Here is a 14,158-nt window from a genome sequence, read left to right on the forward strand (position 1 = left end):
TATTACTGCTGTTTGACCAGACGCGGCGGCATAATCTGATTACGCGCCGCGCTCTTTTCTTCTCTTATCCTTTGCAGGACTCGTTCCGCCACTTGCTGCCCCATTTCTCGCGCAGGCGTAATCACCCAGCTCATTGGCGCATCATCAAGATCTTCTTCAGGGACTTCCGCAAATGCCGCCAATGCCACGCGTTTGTCATAGTAGCTGTCCACGCCCTCTTCACCACTCTGCCAGCCGGACCGCATCAGGCCAAGCCATGCGCCCATCGCCACCACGCTGTTGTAACAGACCACAGCAGTAATCGTTGGGTTGTGACGTAATAATTTTGATAACGCCTGTGAGGCCTGTTTCTGGCTGGTTTCACACTCCACCACCCAGTCACTGTGAAACGGTAAGCCAAATTTCAGCAGCGTGGCGCAATAGCCGCCAACCCGCTCAGCACGCGTTAACGATGCACTTTGGCCGCCCAGCCACGCAATGCGCTGGTGCCCACGACGAATAAGATGTTCGGTTATCAACTGCGCGGCCTGCATGTTGTCCGGACGAATCAGATCGACATCGTCCAGATAGCTGGCCCGCGAAGCAAACACCAGCGGAATCGCGTTCTCATCGGCTTTATCGCGCAGCTCCGCAGCCCTATCTACAGCGCCGGCAATCACCACGCCGTCTACGCCCTGGGAGACCAGGGCATCAAAGCGTTGCAACATGTGCTCGCCTTTACGCCCACCTTGAGTGAGAAACACGATTTTGCCTTGCGACTCCAGCGACTCAATCAGCCCAGCGGCCAGATCAGCATAAAAGGGTGCGGAGAGATCGCCGACAATCAGTCCAATCACCCCGGACTGCCCGCCCCTCAGTGAGGCTGCCTGGCGGTTACGCACGAACCCCAGTTGCTCAATCGCGTGGTTAACCCTTTCCCCTGTCGCCTGCGAAATACGGCCTTTACCACTTAACACCAATGACACGGTCGCAACAGAAACGCCCGCCGCATGTGCCACATCGTTAATGGTGATTTTCTTTGCGATAGCCATAACCCGCGAGCCACTCCCTGCATGTGCTAAAACGTTTTATCAATGAGTTACCTTTATAAACCTAATCATCGTACGATTATGTGATATTGCTCGCACTAAAATTGGGTTAAACGTTTTATCTTGTCATCCGTGTTCTAAAAACCAACAACAGCAACTTTTTCTCCAGGTTAAGGAGTCGTTACATGACGACAAAAGCAGCACCCAAAATTACTCTCTGGGAGTTTTTCCAGCAGCTAGGCAAGACCTTTATGCTGCCGGTAGCCCTTCTTTCTTTCTGCGGGATCATGATGGGCATTGGCAGCTCCCTGAGCAGCCATGACGTCACCACTCTGCTTCCGTGGCTCGACACGCCATTCCTGCAGGCCGTGTTTATCTGGATGGGGAAAATGGGCTCCTTCGCCTTTACCTTCCTGCCCGTGATGTTCTGTATCGCCATCCCACTGGGCCTGGCGCGTGACAACAAAGGCGTTGCCGCCTTTGCCGGTTTCGTTGGCTATGCGGTGATGAACCTGGCGGTTAACTTTTCCCTGACCGCGAAAGGCATTCTGCCGACCACCGATGCGCTGGTGCTGAAAGCAAACAACATCCAGAACATCATCGGTATTCAGTCCATCGACACCGGGATCCTGGGTGCGGTAATTTGCGGCGTTATCGTCTGGCTGCTGCATGACCGTTTCCACGCTATCCGCCTGCCAGATGCGCTGGCGTTCTTCGGCGGTACCCGCTTCGTCCCTATTATCACTACCGTGGTGATGGGTCTGGTTGGTCTGGCGATCCCAATGATTTGGCCTTTCTTTGCTAAAGGCATTAACGGCCTGGGCTATGTTATCAACGGCGCTGGCGAGTTTGGTCCGATGATTTTCGGTACCGGTGAGCGTCTGCTGTTACCTTTCGGCCTGCACCACATTCTGGTAGCCCTGATTCGCTTCACCGAAGCGGGCGGCACGATGGACGTCTGCGGCCATTCGGTAAGCGGCGCACTGACCATTTTCCAGGCGCAGCTGAACTGCCCGACTACTCACGGTTTCTCTGAAAGCGCGACCCGCTTCCTGTCTCAGGGTAAAATGCCGGCATTCCTCGGCGGCCTGCCTGGTGCGGCGCTGGCGATGTATCACTGTGCTCGCCCTGAAAACCGTCACAAAATTAAAGGCCTGCTGATCTCCGGCGTGATCGCCTGTGTGGTTGGCGGCACCACTGAACCACTGGAATTCCTGTTCCTGTTCGTGGCTCCAGTGCTGTACGTTATCCACGCGCTGCTAACGGGTCTGGGCTTCACCATCATGGCGGTGCTGGGTGTGACTATCGGTAACACCGACGGCAACATTATCGACTTTGTGGTCTTCGGTATCCTGCACGGTCTGGCGACCAAGTGGTATCTGGTGCCGGTTGTGGCGGCTATCTGGTTTGTGGCCTACTACGCCATTTTCCGCTTCGCGATTACTCGCTTCAACATCAAGACCCCAGGTCGTGATACTGACACTTCAAGTGCGGTTGAAACAGCAGTTGCAGGCGTGGCCGGTAAATCGGGTTACAACTCTCCGGCAATCCTTGCTGCGTTGGGCGGAGCAGATAATATTTCCAGCCTCGACAACTGCCTGACTCGTCTGCGTCTGTCCGTTATTGATATGAGCAAAGTCGATGACGCTGCGCTGAAAGCCAACCGCGCCATTGGCGTTATCAAGCTGAACCAGACCAGCCTGCAGGTCGTCATCGGCACTCAGGTTCAGTCGGTTAAAGATGAAATTGCCACGCTGATGCACAGTGTAGAAGCGTAATTCCCCTTTCCCCCTTCGCCCTGAAGGGGGACAATGTTTTCCCCTCCTGTTTGACTGAAATGGAGTTTCCGATGTTTGACTTCTCGACGGTTATCGATCGCCACGGCACCTGGTGCACACAATGGGACTACGTTGCCGACCGCTTTGGCGCAGCCGATCTTCTGCCCTTTACCATTTCGGATATGGACTTCGCCACGGCCCCTTGCGTGATTGACGCCATCAGCAAGCGCCTGAGCCACGGCGTGCTGGGCTACAGCCGCTGGAAAAACGACGAGTTTCTGGGCGCCATTCAGCACTGGTACCAGCAACGCTTCAACAGCCGCATCAACCCTGAACACGTGGTGTACGGCCCTTCCGTGATTTATATGGTGGCCGAACTGATCCGCCAGTGGTCGAATGCCGGTGACGGCATCGTGGTTCAAACCCCGGCTTACGATGCGTTTTATAAAGCCATTGAAGGTAACGGTCGCAAAGTCGCTGCGGTGCCACTGCATCAAACAGCCGAAGGCTGGCAGTGCGACATGACGCTGCTGGAAACGGCGCTCTCTCAGCCAGAGAATAAAATCCTGCTGCTGTGCAGTCCGCATAATCCCACCGGTAAAGTCTGGACGCGTGAAGAACTGACCACCATGGCGGCACTCTGTGAGAAACATGGTGTGCGCGTTATCAGCGATGAAATTCACATGGATATGACCTGGAATGGTCGTCAACACATTCCATGGTGTGACGTGGCGGGTAATGACTGGGCATTGTTCACTTCCGGTTCCAAAAGTTTCAACATCCCGGCACTGACGGGGGCTTATGGCCTGATTGGCAATGAGACCTCACGCACGGCTTATCTCAACGCCTTAAAAGGTCGCGATGGGTTGTCTTCCCCTTCGGTTCCTGCTCTGGTGGCCCATATTGCGGCCTATACCGAAGGTGAAGACTGGCTGGATGCGCTGCGTGATTACCTGCAAGGCAACATGCGCTTTATTGCCTGTGAGCTGAACGCCGCTTTTCCTGAACTGAACTGGCAGCCGCCGGAGTCCACTTACCTGGCCTGGATTGACCTTCGCCCACTGCACATTGACGACAAGTTGCTGCAAAAAGTGCTGATTGAGCAACAGAAAGTCGCCATCATGCCGGGCTATACCTACGGCGAAGAAGGTAATGGCTTTGTACGTCTTAATGCCGGTTGCCCACGCAGCAAACTCGAAAAAGGTGTTCAGGGCTTAATCAACGCGCTGCATGCCGTTCGCTAATTAAGTTGCGCAACGCTATTTTTAGTTGCGCAAAATAGCTTTTTGAACGTATTTGAATTTATAATGAGTCGCACTTTACCTAAAAAAAGAGTGCGACCATGATTCATAAAGACCTGCCCCTGACTGATATTCACCGCCACCTTGACGGCAACATCCGCGCACAAACCATTCTCGAACTCGGTCGCCAGCATAATATTGTTCTGCCTGCCACCACCGTGGAAACATTACGTCCTCATGTTCAGGTCACCAGCCTGGAACCCGATTTGGTCAGCTTCCTCAGTAAACTCGACTGGGGCGTGAAAGTGCTGGCCGATCTTGATGCCTGCCGCCGCGTCGCTTATGAAAACATCGAAGATGCTGCACGTAATGGCCTGCACTATGTCGAACTGCGTTTTTCCCCCGGCTATATGGCTATGACCCACGGCCTGCCTGTTGCCGGTGTGGTAGAAGCCGTTATTGCGGGTGTGCAGCAAGGCTGCAAAGATTTCCCGGTCAAAGCGAATCTGATTGGCATTATGAGCCGCACCTTTGGCGAAACCGCCTGCGAGCAAGAACTTAACGCCCTGCTCGCTCATCGCGACAGCATTACTGCCCTTGATCTGGCCGGTGACGAACTCGGTTTCCCGGGCAGCCTGTTCCTCAATCACTTTAACCGCGCTCGTGATGCGGGCTGGCGTATTACCGTTCACGCTGGTGAAGCAGCTGGCCCGGAAAGTATCTGGCAGGCCATCCGTGAACTTGGGGCGGAACGTATTGGACATGGTGTGAAAGCTGTTGAAGATCCCGCATTGATGGACTTCCTGGCGGAACAACGCATCGGGATTGAATCTTGTCTGACGTCAAACATTCAGACCAGCACTGTGCCAACGCTTGCACGCCATCCGCTGAAAACGCTCCTCGAACACGGCGTTCTGGCGAGCCTGAATACAGATGACCCTGCGGTTCAGGGTGTCGATATCATTCACGAGTATGAAATCGCGGCTCCGGAAGCAGGCTTGTCTGCGGCGCAAATTCGTCAGGCGCAGATCAATGGGCTGGAAATTGCTTTTCTCTCCGCTCAGGAAAAACAGGCGTTGATTGAGAAAGTAAAAGCAGCCTGATTGCCATTCTGCATAAAAAAAGCCGCTCAATGAGCGGCTTCAGATTGCTGACAAAGAAGGAAAAAGCGTGGTTTTTCCTTCTTTGTGGTGAGCAGCCGAAAATCAATGAATTGATTTTCCTTATTTTTTGTTCGATGACCTATGACAAATCTTCATTTGTTGGAGGTTTGTCATTACTCTCAAGCCGCTCAATGAGCGGCTTCGTTTTTTGGCGGGAATCAGGTCAAACTCAGCGTCGCGCGATGCTTCGCCGATTCAATGCCCAACTCAATCAGTTCCATAATCTGGATGGCCTGGCTTGCTGGCACCGGGTTTTCACCGCTGCCGTTCAGCGCATCCCGAATCCCTGCGTAGTAAGCTGGATAGTTACCCGGAACGGTTAACCAGGTTTCTTCGAGACGTTCCTCGCCATCAACACGGGTCACCACGCCATCACGCATGTCATAACCCCAGTCTTCCTGCGGCAGTCGCTCCCCGTTTTTCAGGCGTTCTTCCTGCGGATCCAGACCGTATTTCACATAGCTCGCACGTGAACCGTGCACGATATAACGCGCCGTTTCGGCGGCTGCCAGCAGAGTGCCGTGCAGCACAATGCGACGTTGCGGGTAAGTCAGTACCGCATGGAAATAGTCGGTTGATTGCGCGCCAGGGCGCAGCTGCGCCAGATCGACATTCAGGCTGACCGGCAAGCCGAACAGTGAAATGGCCTGGTCGAGCAGATGCGGGCCTAAATCGTACCAAATGCCGCTGCCCGGGCCGCCTTGCTCACGCCAGCGGTTACGGACTTCAGGGCGATAACGATCGAAATGCGACTCAAAGTAAGCCACTTCACCCAGCGTGCCTTCGGCGATTAGCGCTTTGACGGTCAGGAAATCACTGTCCCAGCGACGGTTGTGGAACACGGATAACAGGCGCCCAAGGCTGCGCGCCAGGGCATCCAGCTCACGCGCTTGTGACAGTGTCACGGTAAAAGGCTTATCGACCACCACATGTTTGCCCGCTTCCAGCGCCGCTTTGGCTAACGGGAAGTGCGTGTCATTGGGGGTGGGGATAACAATCAGGTCAATGCTCGGATCATTGAACAGATGTTTGGGTTCGGAGACCACTTTAACGCCCGGCCAGTCCGCTTTAACTTTCGCTTCATCACTACTGGAAACAGCCGCCAGTTCCATGCCCGGCGTGCCGCTAATCAACGGCGCGTGGAACGTTTTGCTCGCGTAGCCGTACCCTATTAATCCGACGCGGATAGTGTCGCTCATCTTGTAGCCCTCATCTGTGGAGGTCTGTCATTTCACAACATCTGCCGGCACCTCACAACTCCTTATTAACATTATCCCCCTTCGATTTGCGCAATCGGCGCAACTTTCGGCAAAAGGTCAAAAAAGAGACACTTTGTGCGCTTCCGGCCCTGGCATGGATCACATGTTCCTGGTAACATTTGCAATCTGGATATTTTGGGACAGTGATTGTTATGACTATGGTATTTAATCGCATCGTCGAGTTGGTTGGCTGGATTGTGCTGGGAGTGTGCGTTTTGCTGCTGGTTGCAGCGCATCATATTGACAACTACAAGGCCCCTGAGCCCCCTGCCGTGGCGAATCAGCCTAAATAAATCACCGCAGAAAGTGATAGCGATCGCAACTATGTAACCGGTTTCTGAAACCGGTTGCAGATTCAAAGCCTGACTTCGTAAACTCTCGTTATCTCATCGATAAGGAGCATGTCATGGCTGTATTTCCGAAAGACTTTCTCTGGGGCGCGGCAACCGCCGCTTATCAGGTTGAAGGCGCACACAACGAAGACGGCAAAGGTCTTTCCATCTGGGACGTGTTCTCTCATCTCCCCGGCACCACCTGGCAAAACACCAATGGCGATGTCGCCGTCGATCACTATCACCGCATGCAGGAAGATGTCGCGTTGATGGCGGAAATGGGGCTGCAAAGCTACCGTTTTTCTATTTCCTGGCCTCGCCTGTTGCCTGAGGGACGTGGCAAGGTGAATGAAGCCGGCGTGAAGTTTTACAGCGACCTGATCGACACGTTGCTGGCACATAACATCGAGCCGATGATTACCTTGTATCACTGGGATTTACCGCAGGCCTTGCAGGATGAAGGCGGCTGGGAAGTTCGCTCCACAGCGACAGCCTTCGAAGAATACGCGCGCTTGTGTTATTCCCGCTACGGCGACCGCGTGAAGCTGTGGGCAACGTTCAACGAAACCATCGTGTTTATCGGTCATGGTTACATTACCGGTAGCCACCCTCCTTCTGTCCGTGACCCGGCAAGAGCCGTTCAGGCCTGTCATCAGGTGTTTATCGCTCACGCGCTGGCGGTGAAAGCGTTCCGTGAAATGAACGTGGCGGGTCAGATTGGTTTTGTGAACGTGCTGCAACCGCACACTGCCCTGACTGACAGCGCCGAAGATAAAATTGCGACGGACATTGCCGATGCGATTCATACCCACTGGCTGTATGACCCAGTGTTAAAAGGGGAATATCCGCAGGCGCTGCTGGCACAAACGCAGGCATTGTGGGGCGTTCCGCACTTTGAAGCTGGCGACGACGAACTGCTGCGCAATCACCTCTGCGACTTCATTGGGCTTAACTATTATCGTCGTGAAACGGTGGTCGCCAACCCAGATGAAACCAAAACGGCCAGCAACCATGATGGCGAACCAAACAGCGGCAACGAATTTGGCTTCAAAAATCTGTTCAAGTTTGTGCGTAACCCGAATGGCGTATACACCGACTGGGACTGGGAAATCTGGCCGCAGGGTTTGACCGATGGCATCATGATGATCAACGAACGCTACGGCAATGTTCCGATGTACATCACGGAAAATGGTCTGGGCGCAAAAGACCCGATAATTAATGGTGAGATTGTAGATGATCCACGCATTGATTATTTAAAAATGCATATTGAGGCAATGGAAAACGCAATGCAGCAAGGCGCAGATGTGCGTGGATATTATCCCTGGTCGTTTATTGATTTACTCAGTTGGTTAAACGGATACAAAAAGCAGTACGGCTTCGTTTATGTTGATCATAATCAGAATCTTGCCCGAAAACGTAAGAAGAGTTTTTTTTGGTATCAAAACGTGATTGCCACTCGTGGTGAACAGCGTTAACCTTCTTTCCCAGGCGCCGTCTGGCGCCTGTTATTACCCAAGAAAGTTCTTAATTTAAATTTTACACTGTCAGAACCTCTTTCTGTCCTTGTTTTTGGTATTTATAGCCGAAATAATCTGTTCGAGTTACCCGAGCTCATTTGGCTGTAAACCGCCAGATAATGCTGAAAGAGGGTTATTCTTACCCAATAAATACAATACGATAAAATGGAAACGCGCTAAATGACCGTTCAGGACTATTTATTAAAATTCCGAAAAATAAGTTCCCTCGAAAATCTGGAAAAACTGTTTGATCACCTTAATTACTCAATCAGTGATACCCACGAAATCGTCAATATGTACCGTGCTGCCGATCATCGCCGCGCGGAACTGGTGTCTGGCGGCCGCTTGTTCGATATCGGCCAGGTGCCCAAAACAGTCTGGCGTTACGTGCAATAAACACTGTTTTCTGTCGCGTCAGTTGCTTATACTTCCCGACCTGCTTTTTGACTGACGCTTTTCAGGAGTAGTGATGACAACACAACCCGCAGAACGTATTGGGGGCTGGCTACTGGCCCCGCTGGCATGGCTTCTGGTGGCGCTGATAAGTGTCACCCTGACCACGCTGAATTTTATCGGGGTTCTCTTTGTCGCCAATTTGAAGATGTTGAGCACGACAAACCTGGCACTGATCGGCTTCTCACTTTTGTTCGGCATTGCTATGTGGTGCTACACCCTGTGGCTCACAGCCGCCTTCTTTAAACGTCGTCAACTGGTGCCCAAACATTACATCATCTGGTTACTTATCATGGTCCTGTTGGCTGTGAAAACGTTCGCCTTTGCGCCGGTTTCCGATGCCCTGGCCTTGCGTCAACTGCTGTTTCCGCTGCTGGCTACCGCACTGCTGGTGCCCTACTTTAAGCGCTCAGCCCGCGTGAAACGCACCTTCGTGAACCCGTAATAACCCTACAGATAATCTGTTGTCGCCTGACGCGGTTTGACCGATAATGGGCGGCTTTTTTTCGTTTCAGGCTCAATATGACTGATTACCTGCTGCTCTTTATCGGCACTGTTCTGGTGAATAACTTCGTCCTGGTGAAGTTCCTTGGACTGTGTCCGTTTATGGGCGTGTCCAAAAAACTGGAAACGGCCATGGGAATGGGGCTCGCCACCACCTTCGTGATGACGCTGGCCTCGGTCTGCGCGTGGCTGATAGACACCTGGATCCTCATTCCGCTCAACCTGATTTACCTGCGCACGCTGGCCTTTATTCTGGTTATCGCCGTGGTGGTGCAGTTCACCGAAATGGTGGTGCGTAAAACCAGCCCGGCGCTTTATCGTCTGTTGGGTATTTTCCTGCCGCTGATCACCACCAACTGCGCGGTACTTGGCGTAGCGCTGCTCAACATCAACCTTGGGCATAACTTCCTGCAATCCGCGCTGTACGGCTTTTCCGCCGCTGTCGGGTTTTCGCTGGTGATGGTGTTGTTTGCCGCCATCCGTGAACGCCTCGTTGTCGCCGATGTGCCTGCTCCGTTTCGGGGTAACGCCATTGCGCTGATAACCGCAGGCCTGATGTCTCTGGCCTTTATGGGCTTTAGTGGACTGGTGAAGTTGTAATGACGTTAGTGTGGATTGCCATCGCCGCCCTTAGCCTGCTCGGCCTGATTTTTGGCGGCATTCTCGGATATGCTTCGCGCCGCTTTGCGGTTGAAGACGACCCGATCGTAGAAAAAATTGATGAAATTTTGCCGCAAAGCCAGTGTGGGCAGTGCGGCTATCCCGGCTGTCATCCTTATGCGGAAGCCGTAGGAAGCAATGGCGAAAAAATTAACCGCTGTGCGCCAGGCGGCGAAGCGGTGATGCTCAAAATCGCCACGTTACTTAATGTGGAGCCGCAGCCGATTGACGGCGATGAACAAGCCGTTGAGCCAGTACGTATGCTCGCCGTCATTGACGAACCTAACTGCATCGGCTGCACCAAATGCATTCAGGCTTGCCCGGTGGATGCCATTGTCGGTGCGACTCGCGCCATGCACACCGTAGTGAGCGACCTTTGTACCGGCTGTAATCTCTGCGTAGCCCCTTGCCCAACGCAGTGTATTGAATTACGCCCGGTCGTCGAGACGACCGAAAACTGGAAGTGGGATCTGCAAACCATTCCGGTCCGTATTATTCCTGTGGAACACCATGCTTAAGTTATTTTCCGCGTTCAGAAAGGACAAAATCTGGGACTTCGATGGCGGCATTCATCCGCCGGAAATGAAGACCCAGTCCAATGGCACCCCGCTGCGCCAGGTTCCTCTGGCACAACGCTACGTCATTCCGCTGAAGCAGCATATTGGCAGCGAAGGCGAGCTGAGTGTCGCGGTCGGCGATCGCGTGCTGCGTGGGCAACCGCTGACGCGCGGCTGGGGCCGTATGCTCCCTATTCACGCCCCAACGTCTGGCATCGTCGTCGCCATTGCCCCCCACTCCACCGCACATCCTTCCGCTCTGGCGGAGATGAGCGTGATTATCGAAGCCGACGGCGAAGATATCTGGATTGAGCGTGACGGCTGGAGCGACTGGCAGCAGAAAGACCGTGAAGCGCTGATTGAACGGATTCACGATTTTGGCGTGGCCGGGCTGGGTGGCGCAGGTTTCCCGACAGGAACAAAACTGCGCGGCGGCGGCGACAAAATTGACACGCTGATCATCAATGCGGCGGAATGCGAACCGTACATCACCGCAGACGATCGTCTGATGCAGGACTGCGCGGCGCAAATCATCGAAGGGGTGCGCATTCTTGCTCATATCCTGCAGCCTAAGCAGGTTTTGATCGGCATCGAGGACAACAAACCGCAGGCGATCTCCATGATGCGTGCCGTCCTTGAGGGAACGCATGGCATTAGCCTGCGCGTTATCCCAACTAAATATCCTTCCGGTGGCGCAAAGCAACTTACCCAAATTCTGACCGGCAAACAGGTCCCTCACGGTGGCCGTTCTTCCGATATCGGCGTGCTGATGCAGAACGTCGGCACCGCTTTTGCCGTCAAACGTGCAGTCATTGATGGTGAACCGCTGACTGAGCGTGTTGTGACGCTGACAGGGCAAGCCGTTTCTCGCCCTGGCAACGTCTGGGCGCGCCTCGGCACGCCTGTTCGTCACCTGCTTGAAGACGCCGGTTTCTGCGCATCTTCTGACCAGATGGTGATCATGGGCGGCCCGCTGATGGGCTTTACCCTGCCGTGGCTGGATGTGCCCGTCGTTAAAATCACCAACTGTCTGCTGGCGCCTTCCGCGAATGAAATCGGCGAAACCCAGGAAGAGAAAAGCTGTATCCGTTGCAGCGCCTGTGCCGACTCCTGCCCTGCCGATCTGTTGCCACAGCAGCTCTATTGGTTCAGTAAAGGCCAGCAGCACGATAAAGCAACCGCCCACAATCTGGCGGATTGCATCGAATGCGGAGCCTGTGCCTGGGTTTGCCCAAGTAATATTCCTCTGGTGCAGTATTTCCGCCAGGAGAAAGCCGAGATTGCTGCGATTCGTCAGGAAGAGAAGCGTGCTGCCGACGCCAAAGCGCGTTTTGAAGCTCGTCAGGAACGCCTTGAGCGTGAAAAAGCGGCCCGACTTGAGCGCCATAAACAGGCTGCCGTTCAACCTGCCGCCAGGGGTCAGGATGCTATCAATGCAGCCCTGAACCGCGTACGTGAAAAGCAGCAACAGGCCAACGAGCCAATTGTCATTCAGGCTGGCGAAAAGCCGGATAACAGCGCAGTTATCGCCGCCCGCGAAGCTCGTAAAGCTCAGGCTCGTGCTGCTCAGACAGAAAAGCAGCAGAATACCGCGCCAGAAACATCAACCAGCGAATCTGCCGATCCGCATAAAGCGGCTGTGGAAGCTGCAATTGCTCGCGCCAAAGCTCGCAAAGCTGAACAACAGGCTCCTGCTGAAGCGGTCGATCCACGCAAAGCAGCTGTTGAAGCTGCAATCGCTCGTGCTAAAGCTCGCAAAGCTGAACAGCAGGCTCCTGCTGAACCAGCGGCTGAAGCGGTCGATCCACGCAAAGCAGCTGTTGAAGCTGCAATCGCTCGCGCCAAAGCTCGCAAAGCTGAACAACAAGCAGCCAATGAACCTACGGCTGAAAACGTCGACCCGCGTAAAGCCGCCGTCGAAGCGGCTATCGCCCGTGCGAAAGCACGCAAAGCAGAAAAACAGGCAGTGAACGAGGAATAAATGGTTTTTAAAATCGCAAGCTCTCCTTACACCCACAACCATCGCCAGACCTCACGCATTATGCTGTTGGTCCTGCTGGCGACGGTTCCGGGCATCGCCGTTCAGACCTGGCTTTTTGGTTGGGGCACCCTCGTTCAAATCGTGATCGCCAGCCTGACCGCCTGGGTTGCGGAAGCCGCTATCGTACGTCTGCGTAAACAGAACATGGCTCAGTCCTTGGCTGATAACTCAGCGTTACTGACAGGCCTGTTACTGGCAGTCAGTATTCCTTCGCTCGCGCCGTGGTGGATGATTGTCCTCGGCACAGCTTTCGCAGTGATCATCGCCAAGCAGTTGTATGGCGGTCTTGGGCATAACCCGTTTAACCCGGCCATGATTGGCTATGTCGTGTTGCTGATTTCTTTCCCGGTGCAAATGACCTCCTGGCTTCCGCCGCATGACATCGCGATTACGACGCCAGACCTGCTGGACACTTTGCAGATTATTTTTGCCGGCCACACTGCCACAGGCGCGGATATCAACACACTGCGTATGGGTGTGGATGGCATCAGCCAGGCCACGCCGCTCGATACTTTTAAAACGTCGCTTCACGCGGGTCATAGCGTGAACGAGATTATGCATTCGGCCATTTATCAGGGCGCATTGGCGGGCATTGGCTGGCAGTGGGTAAACGCGGCCTATCTGCTGGGCGGGCTGTTCCTGCTGTGGCAGCGCACCATTCGCTGGCACATTCCGGTCAGTTTCCTGTTGACGCTGGCGGTCTGCTCCACGCTGGGATGGGTGTTTTCGCCAGAAAGCCTTGCTTCGCCGCAGATGCACTTGCTCTCAGGCGCAACCATGCTGGGCGCATTCTTTATTCTGACTGACCCGGTCACGGCCTCAACCACTAACCGGGGGCGTCTGCTCTACGGTGCCCTGGCTGGCGTGCTGGTCTGGCTGATTCGCAGCTTCGGCGGCTATCCGGACGGCGTAGCTTTCGCCACTTTGCTGGCGAACATCACCGTTCCGCTGATTGATTACTACACACGCCCACGCGTTTACGGACATCGCTGAGACAGACCATGCTGACGACTATTCGCAAACACGGTATCACCCTTGCCCTTTTCGCCGCTGGCGCGACGGGCGCGACGGCAGTCATCAACCAGATGACCAAAAGCACCATCGACCAGCAGTCTGCTAAACAGCAAATGGCCCTGTTCGACCAGGTGGTCCCGCAGGATCGCTATAATAACGATTTGCTGAAAAGCTGTTATGTGGTCACCGAGCCAACGCTTGGCAAAGGCAGCCACAAGATTTATATCGCCCGTAAAGACGACACGCCGGTCGCCGTGGTGATGGAAGCAACCGCCCCGGACGGCTATTCCGGAGCCATACAGCTTCTGGTCGGTACCGACTTTACCGGCACAGTACTGGGTTCGCGCGTGACGGAACATCATGAGACACCTGGCCTTGGCGATAAAATCGAGATGCGCCATTCCGACTGGATAACTCGCTTTGCCGGGAAGATGATTCATGGTGCGGACGACAGTCATTGGGCAGTGAAAAAAGACGGCGGTGATTTCGACCAGTTTACTGGCGCGACGATTACCCCTCGTGCCGTAGTGAATGCCGTTAAGCGTGCTGGGGTGTATGCGCAAACCCTGCCCTCACAGATCAACGAACTTAGCCCCTGCGAAGAGTAAATC

Annotated in this window: 13 protein-coding genes and 1 pseudogene; 12 read left to right on the forward strand and 2 right to left on the reverse strand. The window is 54.2% G+C overall.

Annotated features, from left to right (window positions below; all coding sequences use genetic code 11):
* Nucleotides 1-2: 2 nt before the first annotated feature.
* The gene (locus tag ACLW56_RS04270; protein WP_330982579.1) at nt 3-1,031 is read right to left on the reverse strand and encodes a Mal regulon transcriptional regulator MalI; all 1,029 of its coding nucleotides are present in this window, start codon (nt 1,029-1,031) and stop codon (nt 3-5) included.
* Between the two features lie 182 nt (nt 1,032-1,213).
* Between ACLW56_RS04270 and malX the strand changes: the two genes are divergently transcribed.
* The 3 genes from malX (at nt 1,214) to add (ending at nt 5,150) form a co-directional block, all read left to right on the forward strand.
* Nucleotides 1,214-2,806 carry a maltose/glucose-specific PTS transporter subunit IIBC gene (malX, locus tag ACLW56_RS04275; protein WP_330982580.1) on the forward strand — a complete coding sequence of 531 codons (1,593 nt, stop codon included), beginning with the start codon at nt 1,214-1,216 and terminating at the stop codon, nt 2,804-2,806.
* Between the two features lie 71 nt (nt 2,807-2,877).
* On the forward strand, nt 2,878-4,050 hold the full coding sequence (locus tag ACLW56_RS04280) for a MalY/PatB family protein (protein WP_330982581.1): 1,173 nt from the start codon (nt 2,878-2,880) through the stop codon (nt 4,048-4,050).
* 98 nt (nt 4,051-4,148) lie between these two features.
* Nucleotides 4,149-5,150 carry an adenosine deaminase gene (gene add, locus ACLW56_RS04285; RefSeq protein ID WP_330982582.1) on the forward strand — a complete coding sequence of 334 codons (1,002 nt, stop codon included), beginning with the start codon at nt 4,149-4,151 and terminating at the stop codon, nt 5,148-5,150.
* Nucleotides 5,151-5,368: 218 nt separating this feature from the next.
* Here the strand turns inward: add and ACLW56_RS04290 are convergent, their stop codons facing one another.
* A complete protein-coding gene (locus tag ACLW56_RS04290; RefSeq protein ID WP_330982583.1) occupies nt 5,369-6,409 on the reverse strand; it encodes an oxidoreductase in 1,041 nt (346 codons plus the stop codon).
* Nucleotides 6,410-6,621: 212 nt separating this feature from the next.
* On the opposite strand from ACLW56_RS04290, the gene blr reads away from it, so the two are divergent.
* The 9 genes and pseudogenes from blr (at nt 6,622) to rsxG (ending at nt 14,155) form a co-directional block, all read left to right on the forward strand.
* Entirely contained in the window at nt 6,622-6,762 is a 141-nt protein-coding gene (gene blr, locus ACLW56_RS04295; RefSeq protein ID WP_330982584.1) for a division septum protein Blr, read from the forward strand.
* Between the two features lie 113 nt (nt 6,763-6,875).
* On the forward strand, nt 6,876-8,276 hold the full coding sequence (locus tag ACLW56_RS04300) for a GH1 family beta-glucosidase (protein ID WP_330982585.1): 1,401 nt from the start codon (nt 6,876-6,878) through the stop codon (nt 8,274-8,276).
* Between the two features lie 222 nt (nt 8,277-8,498).
* Nucleotides 8,499-8,714 carry a transcription modulator YdgT gene (gene ydgT, locus ACLW56_RS04305; protein ID WP_330982586.1) on the forward strand — a complete coding sequence of 72 codons (216 nt, stop codon included), beginning with the start codon at nt 8,499-8,501 and terminating at the stop codon, nt 8,712-8,714.
* Between the two features lie 73 nt (nt 8,715-8,787).
* Nucleotides 8,788-9,216 carry a DUF2569 domain-containing protein gene (locus ACLW56_RS04310; protein ID WP_330982587.1) on the forward strand — a complete coding sequence of 143 codons (429 nt, stop codon included), beginning with the start codon at nt 8,788-8,790 and terminating at the stop codon, nt 9,214-9,216.
* Nucleotides 9,217-9,293: 77 nt separating this feature from the next.
* A complete protein-coding gene (gene rsxA / locus ACLW56_RS04315; protein ID WP_110508395.1) occupies nt 9,294-9,875 on the forward strand; it encodes an electron transport complex subunit RsxA in 582 nt (193 codons plus the stop codon).
* Nucleotides 9,875-10,453, forward strand: a complete 579-nt coding sequence (gene rsxB, locus ACLW56_RS04320) for an electron transport complex subunit RsxB (protein WP_330982588.1) — start codon at nt 9,875-9,877, stop codon at nt 10,451-10,453. Before rsxA ends, rsxB begins: the two co-directional genes overlap by 1 nt.
* Nucleotides 10,446-12,470: pseudogene (gene rsxC / locus ACLW56_RS04325) on the forward strand (electron transport complex subunit RsxC); the annotation flags it as partial. The gene rsxB and the pseudogene rsxC, both read left to right, overlap by 8 nt.
* Nucleotides 12,471-12,473: 3 nt before the next feature.
* Nucleotides 12,474-13,526 (forward strand): electron transport complex subunit RsxD, encoded by a 1,053-nt coding sequence (gene rsxD / locus ACLW56_RS04330; RefSeq protein ID WP_330982590.1) that lies wholly within the window; start codon nt 12,474-12,476, stop codon nt 13,524-13,526.
* 8 nt (nt 13,527-13,534) lie between these two features.
* A complete protein-coding gene (gene rsxG, locus ACLW56_RS04335) occupies nt 13,535-14,155 on the forward strand; it encodes an electron transport complex subunit RsxG (RefSeq protein ID WP_330982591.1) in 621 nt (206 codons plus the stop codon).
* The last annotated feature ends 3 nt before the right edge of the window (nt 14,156-14,158 follow it).

Origin of the sequence: Pantoea sp. sgz302252 (assembly GCF_047713085.1) — a bacterium.
Classification (GTDB): Bacteria; Pseudomonadota; Gammaproteobacteria; order Enterobacterales; family Enterobacteriaceae; genus Scandinavium.